General features: G+C 61.4%; 14 protein-coding genes and 1 tRNA gene. 9 read left to right on the top strand and 6 right to left on the bottom strand.

From position 1 onward, the window contains the following. From trpC to lexA, 4 genes are all read left to right on the top strand, one after another. Nucleotides 1–819 (top strand): indole-3-glycerol phosphate synthase TrpC, encoded by an 819-nt coding sequence (gene trpC, locus CN673_RS17660; protein WP_099867732.1) that lies wholly within the window; start codon nucleotides 1–3, stop codon nucleotides 817–819. Next, nucleotides 819–1325, top strand: coding sequence for a cyclic pyranopterin monophosphate synthase MoaC (moaC, locus tag CN673_RS17655; RefSeq protein WP_099867731.1), 507 nt, complete (start codon nucleotides 819–821; stop codon nucleotides 1323–1325). The genes trpC and moaC overlap by 1 nt, the downstream gene beginning before the upstream one ends. A gap of 4 nt (nucleotides 1326–1329) precedes the next feature. Beyond that, entirely contained in the window at nucleotides 1330–2544 is a 1215-nt protein-coding gene (locus tag CN673_RS17650; RefSeq protein ID WP_099867730.1) for a molybdopterin molybdotransferase MoeA, read from the top strand. A gap of 106 nt (nucleotides 2545–2650) precedes the next feature. Beyond that, entirely contained in the window at nucleotides 2651–3367 is a 717-nt protein-coding gene (gene lexA, locus CN673_RS17645) for a transcriptional repressor LexA (protein ID WP_099867729.1), read from the top strand. Nucleotides 3368–3374: 7 nt separating this feature from the next. On the opposite strand, the gene CN673_RS17640 is transcribed toward lexA, so the two are convergent. Next, nucleotides 3375–5825, bottom strand: coding sequence for a ComEC/Rec2 family competence protein (locus tag CN673_RS17640; protein ID WP_210200121.1), 2451 nt, complete (start codon nucleotides 5823–5825; stop codon nucleotides 3375–3377). 163 nt (nucleotides 5826–5988) lie between these two features. Between CN673_RS17640 and gltX the strand changes: the two genes are divergently transcribed. From gltX to CN673_RS17625, 3 genes are all read left to right on the top strand, one after another. Beyond that, on the top strand, nucleotides 5989–7410 hold the full coding sequence (gene gltX / locus CN673_RS17635; RefSeq protein ID WP_099867727.1) for a glutamate--tRNA ligase: 1422 nt from the start codon (nucleotides 5989–5991) through the stop codon (nucleotides 7408–7410). Nucleotides 7411–7612: 202 nt separating this feature from the next. Further along, nucleotides 7613–8905, top strand: a complete 1293-nt coding sequence (gltA, locus tag CN673_RS17630; protein WP_099867726.1) for a citrate synthase — start codon at nucleotides 7613–7615, stop codon at nucleotides 8903–8905. A 69-nt stretch (nucleotides 8906–8974) separates the two neighbouring features. Continuing rightward, nucleotides 8975–9598, top strand: coding sequence for a MarC family protein (locus CN673_RS17625; RefSeq protein WP_099867725.1), 624 nt, complete (start codon nucleotides 8975–8977; stop codon nucleotides 9596–9598). 37 nt (nucleotides 9599–9635) lie between these two features. Here the strand turns inward: CN673_RS17625 and CN673_RS17620 are convergent, their stop codons facing one another. Next, the gene (locus CN673_RS17620) at nucleotides 9636–9920 is read right to left on the bottom strand and encodes a hypothetical protein (protein WP_099867724.1); all 285 of its coding nucleotides are present in this window, start codon (nucleotides 9918–9920) and stop codon (nucleotides 9636–9638) included. A 162-nt stretch (nucleotides 9921–10082) separates the two neighbouring features. On the opposite strand from CN673_RS17620, the gene CN673_RS17615 reads away from it, so the two are divergent. Both CN673_RS17615 and CN673_RS17610 read left to right on the top strand, forming a co-directional pair. Next, a tRNA-Asn gene (locus CN673_RS17615) sits at nucleotides 10083–10157 on the top strand. 199 nt (nucleotides 10158–10356) lie between these two features. Beyond that, nucleotides 10357–10662 (top strand): hypothetical protein, encoded by a 306-nt coding sequence (locus tag CN673_RS17610; protein WP_099867723.1) that lies wholly within the window; start codon nucleotides 10357–10359, stop codon nucleotides 10660–10662. Between the two features lie 21 nt (nucleotides 10663–10683). On the opposite strand, the gene CN673_RS17605 is transcribed toward CN673_RS17610, so the two are convergent. The 4 genes from CN673_RS17605 to CN673_RS17590 all read right to left on the bottom strand — a co-directional run bounded on the left by CN673_RS17605 (nucleotide 10684) and on the right by CN673_RS17590 (nucleotide 18089). Further along, nucleotides 10684–11502 carry a tetratricopeptide repeat protein gene (locus CN673_RS17605; RefSeq protein ID WP_198586045.1) on the bottom strand — a complete coding sequence of 273 codons (819 nt, stop codon included), beginning with the start codon at nucleotides 11500–11502 and terminating at the stop codon, nucleotides 10684–10686. Then, entirely contained in the window at nucleotides 11489–13213 is a 1725-nt protein-coding gene (ilvD, locus tag CN673_RS17600) for a dihydroxy-acid dehydratase (RefSeq protein ID WP_099867721.1), read from the bottom strand. The genes CN673_RS17605 and ilvD overlap by 14 nt, the downstream gene beginning before the upstream one ends. A 270-nt stretch (nucleotides 13214–13483) precedes the next feature. Continuing rightward, complete coding sequence (locus CN673_RS17595; RefSeq protein ID WP_099867720.1) at nucleotides 13484–14761, bottom strand: OmpP1/FadL family transporter; 1278 nt, start codon at nucleotides 14759–14761, stop codon at nucleotides 13484–13486. Nucleotides 14762–15182: 421 nt separating this feature from the next. Then, on the bottom strand, nucleotides 15183–18089 hold the full coding sequence (locus CN673_RS17590; RefSeq protein WP_099867719.1) for a valine--tRNA ligase: 2907 nt from the start codon (nucleotides 18087–18089) through the stop codon (nucleotides 15183–15185). Nucleotides 18090–18096 lie beyond the last annotated feature (7 nt).

Here is an 18096-nt window from a genome sequence, read left to right as displayed (position 1 = left end):
GTGACCGACATTCTCGCTCGGATCGAAATCTACAAGCGCCAGGAGATCGAAGCCGCCAAACTTGCCCGTCCGTTGGCCGATCTGAAGGCGGCAGCTGGTGATGTGACCGCCCCGCGTGGTTTTCTCAATGCCCTGGAGACACAGCGGTCACACGGCAAATACGCGCTGATTGCCGAAATCAAGAAGGCCAGTCCATCGAAGGGGCTGATCCGGGCCGATTTCGACCCGCCGGCATTGGCCAGGGCTTACGAACAGGGCGGCGCCGCCTGTCTTTCCGTACTGACCGACACGCCGTCGTTCCAGGGCGCCCCGGATTATCTGACCGAGGCGCGGGCTGCGACCAGCCTTCCGGCGCTGCGGAAGGATTTCATGTTCGACCCGTATCAGGTCTTCGAAGCGCGAGCATGGGGCGCGGATGCCGTTCTTCTGATTATGGCATGCCTCACCGACGACCAGGCCGCACGGCTCGAAGCTGCAGCCATGGAACTCGGCATGGACGTGCTGGTGGAAGTGCATGATGCAGCGGAGATGGAGCGTGCCTTGCGCCTGACATCCCCCTTGATTGGAGTGAACAACAGAAACCTGCGCACCTTCGAGGTCGACCTGGCAACGAGCGAGACGCTGGCCGGCATGGTGTCCGACAGGCACCATCTCGTCGCCGAAAGCGGCATATTCACCAACAGTGACTGCGCACGCCTTTCGACCGTAGGCATAGGCAGTTTCCTGGTCGGCGAAAGCCTGATGCGCGCTGATGATGTCGAAGCGGCAACCCGTGATCTGATTGAAGGCTCCGAGACGCTATCGCGGGCGGCCGTTTGATGACGAGCCGCGCAAATCCGCATTTGACGCATATCGATGCCTCCGGCCAAGCCAACATGGTGGATGTCGGCGACAAGGCTGAAACCACCCGTCTCGCGGTGGCCGAAGGCTATGTTAAGATGAAGGATTCGACGCGTGATCTGATCCTTGCCGGCAATGCGGCCAAGGGCGACGTCCTCGGCACCGCCCGCATCGCCGGCATCATGGCCGCCAAGCGGACATCCGACCTTATCCCTCTTTGCCACCCCCTCATGCTGACCAAGGTGACGGTAGACATTGCCGATGCACCCGATCTTCCCGGCTTTCGGGTTGAGGCGAGCGTGAAGCTTACCGGACGCACCGGCGTGGAAATGGAGGCACTGACTGCGGTCTCGATTGCCTGCCTGACGATTTACGACATGGCGAAAGCCGTCGACAAGGCCATGGAGATCGGCGCGGTTCGGCTCGTTTCCAAATCGGGCGGAAAGTCCGGCGACTGGCGGCGGCCCGGCGGTACGGAGGACTGATCCGGTGTCGCTCTTGCCCGTGGCCGAAGCCCTGGAGCGTCTCCTCGCCAACGCCGCACAGATCGAGACGGTCGAGATGGTGCCCCTGCGCGCCGCCTGTGGCCGGGTTCTTGCACGCGATCTCGTCGGACAGCGTGATCAACCGCCTTTCCCTGCATCTGCCATGGATGGATATGCCGTTCGTGCCGCGGACGTGGCGCCGGGCCGAACGCTTCAGGTTATGGGCGAAGCGGCCGCCGGCCATCGCTTCAGCGGTCGGATTGGAGAAGGCCAGACCGTGCGGATATTCACCGGCGCACCCGTGCCGGACGGAGCCGACGCGATCCTCATTCAGGAAAACGCGGAAGTCGTGTCCAGCGATCGCATCGTCGCAAGAGAATCCGTCGATCAGGGCCGCTCCGTGCGCCCGACGGGCCTAGATTTCCGGGCCGGCGAGACACTTCTGGCGGCTGGCTGTGCACTTGATCCCGGCCGGGTCACGCTTGCCGCTGCGGCCAATCTTGCCGAACTGCCGGTGATCCGCAAGCCACGCATTGCCGTTCTGGCGACGGGCGATGAACTCGTGGCACCTTCCGGCATGCCGGCACCGGATCAGATCATCGCCTCGAACAGCTACGGCGTCATGGCGATCGCCGAGGCATGCGGCGCCGAGGCGATCGACCTCGGCATTGTCGCCGATCAGCGCGATGCGCTCGATGGCGCGATCGCTCAAGCCGAGAGCCAAGCCGTCGATGTCCTCGTCACGCTCGGTGGCGCCTCGGTCGGCGATCACGATCTGGTGCAGGCCGCCCTCGCCGCCCGCGGGATGAATCTGGCTTTCTGGAAGATTGCCATGCGGCCTGGCAAGCCGCTCATGAGCGGACGTCTCGGACCGATCCATGTGCTTGGATTGCCTGGCAATCCGGTGTCCAGTCTGGTCTGTTCACACTTGTTCTTGAAACCATTGATCGCGCGATTGGGCGGCCAGGCTCATCGTGACGACATCCAGAGCGCCCGTTTGGTGATGGACGTGCCGGCCAATGATCACCGCCAAGACTATTTGCGGGCGCGGCTGGTACGCGGCGACGACGGTGTGCTCTTCGCTGAAGCGGCACCCCGACAGGATTCCTCGATGATGCGCGTGTTCGCCGAAGCCGACGGCCTTATCGTGCGTCCACCAAATGCGCCGGCGGCGCGAAGCGGCGACATGTGCGAGGTCCTGCGACTGCGGCCCATCTGAAGACGAATCCAGCGTGGGACTTGCGGAACACAACTGGAACAGATACAGTCTGTTCCGTCTTTGTTTCTCCGTTCGATCTCATCCGCAGAAGGGCATCAGGCACGCCATGCTGACGCGCAAGCAACAGGAACTTCTTCTCTTCATCCATGAGCGTTTGAAGGAAAGCGGCGTTCCTCCCTCGTTCGACGAGATGAAGGAAGCTCTGGACCTGGCCTCGAAGTCTGGCATCCATCGGCTGATCATCGCGCTTGAAGAACGCGGCTTCATCCGCAGGCTACCAAATCGTGCGCGTGCTCTTGAGGTTATCAAGCTTCCTGAAAGCTATGCGGCGTCATCCCCGCGCAAAGGCTTCTCACCAAGCGTCATCGAGGGCTCGCTGGGAAAAGAGCAAAAGCCTGCCCGTTCACTCCCGCAGCCGGCACCTTCACAGGACAACGCGTCCGTTTCAGTGCCGGTCATGGGCCGGATTGCAGCCGGCGTGCCGATTTCCGCAATCCAGAACAATACCCATTCGATCACCGTTCCGCCGGACATGCTTGGTGCTGGAGAGCACTACGCTCTCGAGGTGAAGGGTGATTCGATGATCGAAGCAGGGATATTCGATGGCGACACCGTCATCATCCGCAACGCGGTCACCGCGACGCCAGGCGAGATCGTCGTCGCACTCGTTGATGACGAAGAGGCGACGTTGAAACGCTACCGGCGCAAAGGCGCCTCGGTGGCGCTCGAAGCGGCAAACCCCGCCTATGAGACCCGCATTTTCGGGCCCGACCGCGTCAAAATTCAGGGCAAGCTCGTCGGTCTCATTCGTCGGTATCACTGATTGATCGTCACGTCCCCGGCGGGGTGATCGGCGCTGAATAGCTTCGGCTGCGCCAGTCATAATAGCGGTGCACGGTCCATGGCCGAACGGTTCCGCCAACCGCTGTTTCTATGACGTAGTTGATCGGGCCATTGCCGATACGCACCCCCGCCGCATTGCCATTTGGCGCGGTGTCGTGCGCGCCTTCCACGTCCCCAGCCTGTGCGGCCGTCGCCAGAATTGTTTCGCGATCCGCCGATCGCTGCGCATAGAGCGCCGCCGAGCCTGTCTGACGCAGCATGGTGCCGGTAAGGAGCAGCCCGCCGGATCGACAGGCGGGCGTGGCAATTGCCGCGGGTGTGATGATCACATCGGCCAGATCACATGCGACGCCGATATAAGCCAGGTCCTCGATGGTCGCGATCAGGCCGCCACGCCAGTCGCGACCGATACAGAATCGATCGTCAATGCAGCGGAACTGTGGATCGGCGTTCAGCGCGTCGATTTCCCCCCGGACGAGGCGCCTTCGTTGCAGATAGTCCGGATCACGCAGACCGTCGTCCACGCCAGCCGAGCCCACGCGGTTATCGGGCGTAATGATTGGCGGATGATGCGTCGCTCGACGCGTTGCCGATAGCCATTGGTCGAAGACGAAGGATGGTGGCCGCGCCCTGTTGGTGGAAAGTCCGCCCGGCGCGTCCAGTGCCACCAGGCGGCCGTCCTCGGAGATCAGGACGACCGGACGTCGGACAAGGTCATCCTGCATCAGCAGCAATCCCACCGCAGCCAGCGGAACCAGCGCAGCAGCACAGATCGCGGTTCGCGTGAAGACCAGAATGACGAGCGAAGCACTGAGCAGCGCTGTAACGACGAGCGGAACCTGTCCCGTTGCCACATCGCCGCCGATGCTGGCCACCGTGTGGCCGATGGCGATAACGCCGTTAAGTCCGAGTTCCATGAGCGTCAGGAACGGCCGGTCCAGTCCGAACGGCATGCACAGCAGCGCAAGCACGCCCGCCGGCATGACGATCGCCGAGATGATGGGCATGGCTGCGATATTGGCGATCAAGCCGTATCCCGACATTCGATGAAAATGGTGCGCCGAGAAAATTCCGGTTGCCAGGCCCGCAATGAGCGAGGTCATTGCCATCGCAATGACGAAGCCAAGCAGCCGCCGCCCCCATCCACTGGAGCTGCTGCGCTCTTCGATGTCGGGCCGCAACAGCTGGCGGCGGGACCAGGCGCCGTAAGCTGCGATCAGTGCCGCTGTCGCAGCGAAGGACATCTGGAATCCTGGCGACGTGACCGCCGACGGCGCGATGATGAGGATCAGGATCGCGGCAATCGCCACGTTGCGCATGGTCAGCGCCTGGCGGTCGAACAACACGGCGACCAGCATGATGACGACCATGATCCAGGCGCGCTGCGCCGAGACCACGCCGCCAGAGATCGCAAGATAGAATGTCGACGATCCTATGGCGCCAAGAGCGGCAAACTTCTTGATCGGGTGACGGTGCACCAGCCCCGGCAGCAAGGCCAACGACCATCGCAAGCCTTGAAACATGATCCCGGCGGCAAGGCTCATATGCAGCCCGGAGATCGACAGGATATGGGCAAGTCCGGTCACTCGGAACGCTTCTATGGTCTCCTCGCTGATTGCGCGCCGATCCGAGACGGTCATGGCAGCAGCAACCGCTCCGGCATCGCCTTCCATGACATCGCGCATGCGGAAAGCGATCGTTTCCCGCAGCAATCGGATCTGGCGCTCAATCGTTCCCAACACGCCGAGCCGCTGATCGGCATCACCCAGATTGTCCGGTGGTCCGTAGAAAAAGCCGAATGCCCCGATGCCACCGAAATAGGCGTTGAAGGAAAAATCAAATGTTCCGGGCATCGCCGGACCCGAGGGTGGAGACAGGCGGGCAAGGCCGCTGATCTGCTGACCGATGGCGGCCACGTCGTGATCGCTTCTTGCCAGGATCCGGACGCGCTCGGGCGGGCGCCCAAGCATGGGGTCGTCAGTTTGAGAAACCGCGATCGTATATCGCCAATGGCCGCGAAAATCGATCTCCCGCGCCTCGACGACACCGGTGATGTTGGTGACGACCGAATTGTCGAGCAGGACCGTCTCTTTGCGCAGCACCTCAATCTGCGCGCAGACGAAGCCGGCACCGACGATGGCGAGCAGTTGAAGAAGGTAGCGCCATTTCGGCGCGCGGTCGCTCACCGCCCATGCAAGCAGCGCCAGGACCACAGGCGGCAAAACGAGGACGATCAGTGCGACATCGCGATCGAGCCCGCGCCAAAGAGCGGCCCCGATGCCGAATGCCACGGCGTACCACAGGAAGCCTTGCCCATGCGCCTGCTCCGCTACGAGTGCACGCGCCCAGAGCGCCGTCAGACGGGACCAGACACGTGCCGCATCCCATCCGGGCGTTGTGGCATGGCTCCGAACAGATCGATGCTGTGCTACCCCCATCGGCTTGCCCCCTTCTTCGGCAACCGCTATCCGCCGAAGTGCAACCTCAAGGCGAGCATACATGCTCGCTCTTGCGCTGTCGCCCGACTATGTTACATGACCGCCACGAATGGGACGGCCTTGGCCGGACCCGCGACATCCGCACATCTCAAGGTATTTTTGCATGTCAGATGGCATCGTCACGCGCTTTGCGCCCTCGCCCACCGGCTTTCTGCATATCGGCGGCGCCCGCACTGCGCTGTTCAACTGGCTCTATGCGAGAAACCGGGGCGGCAAGATGCTGCTTCGGATCGAGGACACCGACCGCAGCCGCTCGACCGATGAGGCCGTCGACGCGATCCTCGATGGGTTGTCATGGCTGGGACTGACCTGGGACGGCGAGCCGATCTCGCAATATGGCCGCGTCGACCGCCATCGCGAGATTGCCGAAGAACTCGTTCGCCGTGGCGAGGCCTATTATTGCTATGCGTCGGCGCAAGAGCTCGACGATATGCGCGAAGCCCAGCGCGCCGCCGGCAAGCCGCCGCGTTATGACGGCCGGTGGCGTGACCGCGATCCGTCAGAGGCGCCGACGAACATCAAGCCGGCGATACGCATCAAGGCGCCGCGCGAGGGCGAGACCGTCGTACGCGACCTTGTCCAGGGCGACGTCCGCTTTCCCAACGCCGACCTCGACGATTTCATCATTCTGCGGTCCGATGGCAACCCGACCTATATGCTCGCCGTCGTCGTCGACGATCACGACATGGCGGTGACCGATATCATCCGAGGCGACGATCATCTGACGAACGCTGCCCGCCAGACCATCATCTACAAGGCCATGGATTGGGACGTGCCATCGATGGCGCACATTCCGCTGATTCACGGACCCGATGGCGCGAAGCTGTCCAAGCGCCATGGCGCGCTTGGCGCAGAGGCTTATCGAGCCATGGGCTTCTTGCCGGAAGCGTTGTGCAACTATCTCGTTCGTCTCGGCTGGAGCCATGGCGACGACGAGATCATCTCGATCGACCAGATGATCGAATGGTTTGACGTCAAGGACATCAACAAGGGCGCGGCACGTTTCGACATCAAGAAGCTTGAGGCCATCAATGGCCACTACATCCGGCAGGCCGATGACCAGCGGCTCGTTGACGCGCTGATCGGCCTTCTGCCCGAGATGGAAGGCGGTGCATGGTTCCTCGACCGAATGACCGCCGAGAGGCGAAAGCAGCTGCTTCTGGCCATGCCGGGACTGAAGGAGCGCGCCCGCACGCTCGTGGAACTGGCCGACGGAGCGCGGTTTCTGTTCATCGAGGCGCCCATCGAGAACGAGGATAAGGCAGAGGCGATCCTGGCCGAAGGCGGCCGCGATGTCCTCAGGCCCCTTCTACCGCGTATGGAGGCAGTGGAAGACTGGGAGATCGAAACGCTGGAGACGCTGGTACGCGATCATGCTGAAAGCCTCGAACTGAAACTCGGCAAGGTCGCACAGCCGCTGCGTGCGGCCCTCACCGGCCGTACGACATCGCCTGGCGTATTCGACGTCCTGTGGGTCCTCGGCCGCGAAGAATCATTGAAGCGGATTCGCGGGCAGACCGCATAACATTCTGAATCCAGAGCAAATCTCTCAAGCCTGCTCATTTGTCGCGCGTGCCGATGCGGTTGACCGAAATTGCACGATTTCGGCACTGCACTATTAGCCGTGCGCATAACTTGGCAGGGGGGGAGAAATCATATAGCAAAACGGCCAGCTACGATGGGTGCTGCTCGCGCCCGTCCGCCTTACACATTGGGAAGGGTTCAGTATGACAGATAGCAGCGCCAAACTCTCCGTCGACAACAAGGAAGTCGAACTTCCCGTTCGGCAGGGGACGATCGGGCCTGAGGTCTATGATATTGCCGCGCTTTACAAGAACACCGGTGCATTCACCTATGACCCCGGTTTTACGTCGACGGCATCGTGTGAATCGAAAATCACCTACATCGACGGCGACCAGGGAATCCTGCTGCACCGCGGCTATCCGATCGACCAGCTTGCTGAACACGGCGACTTTCTGGAAGTCTGCTACCTCCTGCTTTACGGCGAGCTTCCGACCAAGACGCAGAAGGATGATTTCGACTACCGCGTGACGCATCACACGATGATTCATGAGCAGATGTCGCGATTCTTCACCGGCTTCCGGCGTGACGCGCACCCCATGGCCATCATGTGCGGCGTGGTCGGTGCACTTTCGGCCTTCTATCACGACTCGACAGACATCACGGACCCGCACCAGCGGATGGTCGCCAGCTTGCGCATGATCGCGAAGATGCCGACGATCGCGGCGATGGCGTTCAAGTACCATGTCGGTCAGCCATTCGTTTATCCGAAGAACGATCTCGACTACACGGCCAATTTCCTGCGGATGTGCTTCGCCGTTCCGTGCGAGGATTATGAGGTAAATCCTGTCCTGGCCCGCGCGATGGACCGCATCTTCATTCTTCATGCCGATCACGAACAGAACGCGTCGACATCGACGGTTCGCCTTGCCGGTTCCTCCGGCGCAAATCCGTTTGCATGCATTGCAGCCGGCATCGCCTGTCTTTGGGGACCGGCCCATGGAGGGGCCAACGAAGCCGCCCTCAACATGCTTGCCGAAATCGGCTCCGTCGATCAGATCCCCGAATACATAAAGCGCGCCAAGGACAAGGACGATCCCTTCCGTCTCATGGGATTTGGCCACCGGGTCTACAAGAACTACGACCCGCGCGCCAAGATCATGCAGAAGACCACGCATGAGGTCCTGGCCGAGCTCGGCATCAAGGATGATCCGCTGCTGGAAGTCGCGATGGAACTGGAGCGCATCGCGCTGACGGACGAGTACTTCATCGAGAAGAAGCTCTATCCCAACATCGACTTCTATTCAGGCATCACCTTGAAGGCGCTTGGTTTCCCGACCACGATGTTCACCGTGCTTTTCGCGTTGGCCCGTACCGTGGGCTGGATCGCGCAGTGGAACGAGATGATCGAGGACCCCTCTCAGCGCATCGGACGCCCGCGTCAGCTCTATACGGGCGAAACCGAACGCGACTACGTCCCTGTGTCCAAGCGGGGCTGATGAAGATGCCGTCAGCGCGCGCCCGGCGTGTGCTGACGGCTCACCTTTTCAGGACGACGGAGCGGCCCTTTGCATCTTGAACTCCTCGTCAACGCGCTTGTCACCATTCTGGTGACGATCGATCCTCCGGGTCTTGCTCCAATCTTTCTCGGGCTGACTCCCGGCATGAGCCGCGCGCAGCGCATTCAGGTCGCGTTCCGCGCCTGCCTGATATCAGGCACCATCCTGATCGTGTTTGCCCTGGCCGGCTCAGCCATCCTCTCTCTTTTCGGCATCACCCTCGGCGCCTTCCGCATTGCCGGCGGCATGCTGCTGTTCTGGATCGCATTCGAGATGATCTTCGAGAAGCGTCAGGAGCGGCATGAGAAGAGTGCGGAGCGCGCCGTGACGGCCGACCATATCTCCAACATCGCCGTCTTCCCGCTCGCCATTCCGCTGGTGGCAGGTCCTGGTGCGATTTCGGCGATCATCCTCCTGTCGGGCTCTTTTGCTGCTCCCCTTGCCCGAATGGAGCTCGTCGGCGTGATCGTCTTTTGTATCGCCATCCTCTTTGCCGCACTTGTCATCGCTGACAGGCTCGACCGGTTCCTGGGGGAAACCGGACGCATGATCCTCACGCGGCTCCTGGGCGTCATTCTGGCGGCGCTGGCGGTTCAATTCGTCGTCGATGGGATCGCCAGTCTCGAAATCTGACGGGCGAGGCAACTGCGAGCGCGAACGCCCGCTTTCCTCACTGTGAGCGGCGCTGCGCGCGTCTGCGCCCATACCAAAGCGCCAGTGAACGACGGCGCCGCCGGATGAAGGAGAAGTCCTGCGACAGGACGAGCAAACCCACCGGGATCATCCAGAAGCCGAGGATCGGCAGGAACCCCAAAAGCCCTCCGACGATCAAGCCACATCCGACCGCTATGCGATAGCCCCGCGAACGCGGAAGCCGTACCACCCGCCCCAGCACATGGAGTTCGGCCCTTGCGGGATTGTAGTCGAAAGTTCGACGTCTCGTGGTCGTGCTCATGATACGGTCCGGCTCTTCAAGGTGACGGCTTCCAGCGAACCGCGACGCTCCAGATGGCAATGCGCACGTTCCTACACAAGCCTTTAGAACTTTTTTTGACAAAGGCCTTGGCAAATCGGAGAGGGTTTTGTTATAGCCACGCCAAGCTTTTGAACAAGCTTTTCCCCGGTAGCTCAGTGGTAGAGCGCTCGACTGTTAATCGATCGGTCGCTGGTTCGAATCCGGCCCGGGGAGCCACTTTTTCCTTCCAGGAAACAGTACGTCACGGCAACCTGGTCGCGCAGATGGCCGCGTCAGAGGTGGGCGAACGCTGCATGGACATTGGGCTTTGTCGCCAGGCCGAAATCGCAGTTTCAGCATCACTTCTCCGACTGAGCAGTCCACGTTCACGCAGAATCGATTTCCCGCCCGCGGCACATGCGTCTATGGTGAGGCTATGCGCATCCTGCTCGTCGCATCGTTTCTCTTGCTGATGCCTGCTATCCCAAGCTGGGCGCAGGATGGTTCGCCAGCAGCGTCCGTCGTTACGGAAGCAGCACCCGTCGGCACGGATGGCGAAAGCGATCAGCGCGAAGATCCACCGATGGGTCGCGGTGGCGAGTGCCGGCACGAAGGCAACCGCATCCCCCAGGGTGAGAGGATTTGCATCACCGCCAATGGCGAGACCTTCTCGGCCCTTTGCGGCATGAGCCTCAACAACACGTCGTGGATCCGCCAGGACGCAGGCACCGCCTGCCCTTAGCGCGGGATCGTGCTCGTAAGGCTATTCGACCGTCTTGGCCGCCAGATCCTGGGCAAGAGCAATCGCCGTGCGGCGATCCTGTTCGTCCGACAGCGAGAAGGCCTGCTCCTGCAGCGTCCTAATCCAGATCTTTTCGGTTTCGCCAGCAGCTGCCAGTCCTGCCGTCATATAAGCCAGGCCACGCACCGCGTGCCCCTCGCGAAAGAGGACGTGACCAAGAAGCGCCGTCGCGCCGGCATGGCCCGTCTGACGAGCGCGATTGAGCCACCGCTTGGCCTGATCGGCGTCATCGTCTCCGCCACGACCGTCCAGCATCATGCGGGCCAGTTCGAACTGGGCATCGGATATCCCGAAAGCCGAGGCAGCATGAAAATAGAGCTGTCGGGCCTGAACAGGATCCGGTGCAATCGGACTGTTGGGGATGCCACGCTTGTAATAATCCGCCAGCGCCATAAGAGCATTGACGAAATAGCCGGTATCCTCTGATCCGGGTTCGACGCCTTGGCGGGCGATCTGGTCATAGATCTTGAACGCCTCGTAGTCGTCCTCCTTCACCCCGTCGCCATACGCATACATGCTGGCAAGCGCCCAACGCGCCCCGGGGTGGCCCTTCTCCGCGGCATAGCGGTAGGCTTCCATGGCATCGTCCTTGTTCCCCTTCTTGTAGGCTGAGAAGCCGAACTTGAAGAGGTCGAACGGGCCGGAGTCGCGGTTGACCCCCGCGTCGGGATCGAAGGCACGCGCCGTCGGCGAAAGCATCATCGTTGCGGCAAGCATTGCCACCGCGCCAACAAGGCGCGGCAGGCCGGTCCTGGCGTGGGCTGACTCAGATATCGGCATAGCAGTGTTTTTCTTTGGCTCCACCCGGATGGGTGACGGCGCCATGACGTGCCGATCCGACGGTTTGCGCGTATTTCCACAGGACACCCGAGGACGAGTCGGTCTCGCGCGATGTCCAGGCCTTCGCCCGCTCTGCGAGCTCGTCCTCGCTGAGGCGCACGTCGAGCGTACCTTCCACGGCATCGATCTCGATGATGTCGCCGTCACGGATCAATGCAATCGGCCCTCCAACGGCCGCCTCTGGGCCGACATGGCCGATGCAGAATCCGCGTGTTGCCCCGGAGAACCGACCATCGGTGATCAGGGCAACCTTGTCGCCCATGCCTTGTCCGTAAAGCGCGGCTGTAGTCGACAGCATCTCGCGCATACCAGGCCCGCCCCTCGGTCCCTCATAGCGGATGACCAGGACTTCGCCTTCTTCGTAGCGCTTGTGGGTGACAGCGTCGAAGCATTCCTCTTCGCTATCGAAACAGCGCGCGGGCCCGCTGAATTTCTGGTTCGCCATACCGGCAACCTTCACGATCGCACCGTCCGGAGCGAGATTGCCCTTGAGGCCGACGACGCCGCCGGTCTTGGTGATCGGCGTGTTGGCAGGCCGGACGACATCCTGTTGATCATTCCAGGAAACATACTCCATGTTTTCGGCGATTGTGCGGCCTGTGACGGTCATGCAATCGCCATGAAGATGGCCGTGCTCCAGCAGCGTCTTCATCAGCAAGGGTATGCCGCCGGCCTCGAACATGTCCTTCGCGACGTATTTTCCGCCGGGCTTCAGATCGGCGATATAGGGCGTCTTCTTGAAGATTTCGGCCACATCGAACAGATCGAAATCGATCCCGCATTCATGTGCGATCGCCGGAAGGTGCAGCGCGGCGTTCGTCGATCCGCCCGATGCGGACACGACAGCCGCGGCATTTTCGAGCGCCTTTCGCGTGACGATGTCGCGCGGGCGGATATTCGCAGCGATCAGCTCCATCACCTTCTCGCCCGATGCGTAACAGAAACGGTCACGGATTTCGTAGGGGGCGGGAGCACCGCAGCTATAGGGCAGCGCCAGCCCGATCGCCTCGGCGACGGTCGCCATCGTGTTTGCCGTGAACTGCGCGCCGCACGATCCCGCCGACGGACAGGCATGCTGCTCGATCTCCAGCAGGTCCTCGTCCGACATGTCACCGACCGAATGCTGACCGACGGCTTCGAAGACGTCCTGAACGGTGATCTGCCGCCCCTTGAAGGTGCCCGGCAGGATTGACCCGCCATAGATGAAGATCGACGGGACGTTGAGACGGACCATCGCCATCATCATGCCGGGAAGTGACTTGTCGCAACCGGCAAGACCAACGATCGCATCGTAGCAATGGCCACGCATCGTCAACTCGACGCTGTCGGCGATCACGTCGCGCGAAACGAGCGATGCCTTCATGCCCTGGTGACCCATGGCGATGCCGTCAGTGACCGTGATGGTGCAGAATTCGCGCGGCGTGCCATGTGCCGACGCAACGCCCTTCTTGACGACCTGCGCCTGCCGCATCAGCGATATGTTACACGGCGCGGCTTCATTCCAGCAGCTCGCAACCCCGACCAGTGGCTGGTTGATCTCCTCACGCGATAGCCCCATCGCGTAAAGAAACGAGCGATGTGGCGCCCGTGTGGGACCTACAGTTGTATGTCGGCTCGGCAGTCTCGATTTGTCGAACGTTTTCGCGTCCATTCCCTCACCCCAAAACACCAGAATCCTAGCCCCTCATTCCAACAGTCAGCTGGAGGAATTCCCCGTGGGCCGTGAAAGTGCTGCGCCCCGTTTGTGGCGGGACAACGGCATTTTCTACTGTCCAAATCCTAGCAAAGTTCTGAAACGATCAGTGTGTCTGATCTGCCACAAATCGAGAGTGTTTCATCGCGACACACTCCGTGAAACGCGCAACGCAAAAAGCCCCGGCTTCGATGCCGGGGCCCTTAAAATGCTCACGATATGAGGAGCTTAGAAGCGAACCTTTGCGCCGATCTGCACGGCGCTTACAAGGTCGTCCTCAAAGTCGTAACTGACATCATCACCGAAGGTGACGCCATCGCGCACAACAACGCCGGATGAGCCGGACGTCAGCCAGCCGACCGCGCCGCCGAAGCGCAGTTCGACCGTCTCGGTTGGGGAATAGGCCAAGCCGCCAGACACGGTCCAGGTATCGGTTTGCGAGCCGATGCCCGTCGACGTGCCACGATCCCATGTCAGCGAGACAGCACCACTCAAGGTTTCGGAGAACTGATGGCCAATGCCGCCGGTGATGGTCCAGCCATCGCGGTAGAGAAGATCGAGCGACGTGACATCCGTACCGCCGTTGAAGTTGCACGCCGCAACGCCGCGAGTGACTTCGGGGCAGAAGGCAACGTTCTGAAGCACGCTCCAGTCGACCCACTTGACCGAACCGAATGCCAGCCAGCCCGGCGCAATGCCCGACTGGAGCTTGAGTTCCAGCGACTGCGGCATCGTTGTCTGGCCGAATATCGGCGTCGACAGGCCAAGGAAAGGATTGGTCGGGTCGATCGCGCCGGGAATCTGGCGAAGGTCCAGCGAGCCCGTGATGTCGTCGAGTTCGACCTCCGAATTGTAGACCAGGCTCGCTCTCAGCGCGATATCGGGGATTTCGTAGGCCGCACCAACGCGGTAGCCATATCCGTCGCCTTCAAGCTCCAGTCCGCCGATGCCGGTGCCGGCGCCCGGCGCCAGGAGTGGAACCGGCGCAACGAGACGGTTCTTGAACCCCGAGACTTCCTGATAGAAGCCGCCACCGATGATGCGGAACTGTCCCGGCCCCGCGTCCAGGCTGTAGGAGCACGTCAATTCCAGGCTGTAGCTCTCGACTTTCGTCTCGATGTTGTGGTTCGCGCCCACCCAGTTTGCGCCCGGGTTCGTGTGCGCGCCCCAGGGCTGGCCATAGCCGGCAAGACAGTCGACGTCCTCGGTCAGACCGGCCTTGAAGCCAAGGCGTGGAACCCAATACGATTCTGTCTCGCGGACATCGTCGCTGGCGCCGCCCCCGATGCCGTTGGCGCCAAGCCCATCCGTCGGATCAGTGTCGACGGCGTTGTTCAGATCGCGCTGCGGTACGACGTATGTCGCCGTCGCGTCGGCGGCGAACCGCGAAGGATCGAAAAGCAGGTCGATATTGTATCCGCCACGCTCCAGCCCCCCAGCCATCGCCTGGCTCGACGCCGTGATCAAAAGTGCTGCCGCCGAAAGTGTCAGTACGCCCCGCACCATCGAGTTCCCTCCCCTGAGCAAAGTCTTCATCCTGACATTGTGGGTAGCAACTTCCTAACAGATCGCAAGTGCGGCTCGCGACGCAACGCCTGCGGCGCTCCCGGCAAGGCCTGATGAATGGCGGGGTATGGACCGGTTTTCGAAAGGATTGACGTGATCTGTCTCTCGATCGAGGCATTCCGGCCCCAATATCGCGCAATTTTCGCCACAATAGAGGCATTTGTTGCGGAACTGTCACAATTGCCGCAAAAGACACCGGCTCGGCTGAACCTGACGTAATCTGTCCTTACGTCACTTGCTCATCCGGTGATCGACGGCTTGCCGCAAGCAATCGTATGGACCCCTTTGAAAGCCGCCATCTCGATTCGGGACAGGACGCGACCGCCATGCGGCGATCGCCCAAAAGGCCCTTCGGCGTTGGTCAGACTGCTTCGTCCAATCTCTGGCGCGCCGTCGTGAGCTGGTTGCGGCGCACCTCCAGTTCGCTTCGCTTTTCCCGCTCCGCCTCGACGACATCAGGGTTGGCATTGGCGACGAATTTCGGATTGCCGAGCTTCCGGTCGATCTTGTCCAGGTCCTGATCAAGCTTGGCGATCGCCTTGTCGATGCGTGCGCGCTCGGCATCAAGATCGATCAGTTGCCCGAGCGGCAGACAGTATGTGGCGTTTCCGGAAACGATCTGTGCCGAGCCGCGCGGTGCATCATCGGCATGGAGGATGGTCTCCACCCGAGCGAGCCGTGAGAATGCGTCCGCATGTCGATCCAGCCGTGTCCGCGTCGTATCGTCTGCGCCGACGACGATAAGGGGCGCGGTCGCCGCCGGTGGCACGTTCATCTCCGCGCGCGCGGAGCGAATGCCGGACACGACCTCAACAAGCCAATTCGTCTCGTCGGCCGCTTCGCGATCCTCGAAATCGGTCCTCGGCCAGCCGGCGTGACAGAGCAATTGATCACGCCCGCGCGCGGCGGCCGTGTGCCCCCAAAGCTCCTCGGTCATGAATGGCATGAACGGATGGAGGAGCCGATAGATGTTGTCGAGAATATACCCTGCGCAGCGTTGAGCCTCGTCCTTGGCCGCCTCGTCCGCGCCGTTGAAGATCGGTTTCAACAGCTCGAGATACCAGTCGCAGACCTGGTTCCACACGAAACGATAGGCACTGCCCGCTGCTTCGTTGAACCTGTACTCCTCGATCGCCCGGGTCATTTCCTGCTCAGTGCGGGTCAGTTCGGTCAATATCCACCGATTGACGGGAAGCGTCGCCGCCGACGGATCGAAGTCCGTGCCATGGACGACACCGTTCATTTCCGCAAAGCGCGTTGCGTTCCAGAGCTTGGTCCCGAAGTTGCGGTAACCGGCGATCCGTGCCGGGTCCAGCTTCACGTCGCGGCCCTGCGCCGCCATGATGGCAAGCGTGAAGCGCAATGCGTCCGCGCCATATTCGTCGATCAGCTCCAGCGGGTCGATGACGTTACCCTTGGACTTCGACATCTTGGCACCGTTCTTGTCCCGCACGAGTGCGTGCACGTAGACAGTGTGGAACGGCTCTTCATGCATGAAGTGAAGACCCATCATCATCATCCGGGCAACCCAGAAGAAAATGATGTCAAAGCCGGTAACCAGAACGTCGGTCTGGTAGTAGGTGTCGAGTTCAGGCGTCTTGTCCGGCCAGCCGAGCGTGGAGAACGGCCACAGCGCTGATGAGAACCAGGTATCGAGCACATCCTCATCGCGCGTCAGCAATTCGCCGGGCTGGAAATTCTCCAGCCGCTCCTCGACCCAGGCCTTCCATGGACCCTCGTGCGAAATGTAGTGCTGGATGGCGGCGTGAAGCGCTTCCTCTTCGCTCTTTTCGACGAAAACAGTCCCATCCGGCCCGTACCATGCCGGAATTTGATGACCCCACCAGAGTTGGCGTGAGATGCACCAAGGCTGGATGTTCTCCATCCACTCGAAGTAGGTCTTTTCCCAGTTCTTCGGGACGAAGTTGGTGTGCCCTTCGCGCACCGACGCAATCGCAGGCTTTGCCAGCGTTGCCGCGTCGGCGAACCATTGGTCCGTCAACATCGGCTCGATGACGACACCGGAACGATCCCCGAAAGGCTGCGTGATCTTTCGCGTCTCGACGAAGGGTATGGCCTCTCCGTCCGGCCCGCCTGCCATGACAGCCAGGCCCTCGGCGTTGATCTCAGCGACGATCTTTTCGCGCGCCGCATAGCGGTCCAGCCCGCGGTAGGAATCAGGCACCAGGTTGATCGCGTCGACAGTTGCCTCATCCGGCAGGTCGCCCGATCGGACAATCTCGGCAGCTTGCGCAGCGCAAGTGGCATAGTCTTCGCCATCCGCCCGCATCGCCGCCGTGAGGTCCATCAGCCGATAGAGCGGAATTCCGTTGCGTTTGGCGACGGCGTAGTCGTTGAAATCGTGCGCGCCGGTGATCTTGACGGCGCCGGACCCGAAATCGGGATCGGGATATTCGTCCCGGATGATCGGGATCAAGCGGCGATGCTCCTTGGGTCCGACCGGAATTTCGCACAGCTTTCCGATAATCGGAGCATAGCGTTCGTCGGAGGGGTGAACGGCAACGGCTCCATCCCCCAGCATCGTCTCCGGACGCGTCGTCGCGATCGAGATATAGTCGCGCGTCTCCTGGAAGACGACGTTCCCATCGGCATCCTTCTCGACATACTCATAGGTTTCGCCGGCAGCCAGCGGGTACTTGAAATGCCACATATGGCCGTCGACATCGCGATTCTCGACCTCTAGATCGGAGATCGCGGTCTCGAATTTCGGATCCCAGTTGACGAGCCGTTTCCCGCGATAGATGAGGCCTTCCTTGTAGAGCGTGACGAAGACTTCCAGGACAGCCTTCGACAGCCCCTCGTCCATGGTGAAGCGTTCGCGCGAGAAGTCGGCTGAAGCACCGAGGCGCTTCAACTGATTCATGATCATGCCGCCCGACTCGTCCTTCCAGTCCCAGACCCGCTCGACGAAGGCCTCGCGCCCCATCTCGCGACGGCCGGGCTCCTGGCGCTCCATCAACTGGCGCTCGACGACCATCTGCGTGGCAATCCCCGCATGATCCATGCCGGGCTGCCAGAGCACATTCTTTCCGCGCATGCGCTCGAAGCGGATGAGAATATCCTGCAGCGTGTTGTTGAGCGCATGGCCCATGTGCAAGGAGCCGGTGACGTTCGGCGGCGGTATGACGATGGTGTAGGGTTCCGCCCCGTCCTTCGCCCCGGCGCCGGCCTTGAAGGCGCCATCGGCCTCCCAGCGCTGTGTGATCTTGGGCTCGATGGCCCGCGCGTCATAGGTCTTGTCGAGCATGGATACG

The organism is Neopararhizobium haloflavum (genome assembly GCF_002750855.1).
GTDB lineage: Bacteria > Pseudomonadota > Alphaproteobacteria > Rhizobiales > Rhizobiaceae > Georhizobium > Georhizobium haloflavum.
Note: the sequence above shows the minus strand (reverse complement) of the source record. Positions and strands in the feature narration are given on the sequence as shown.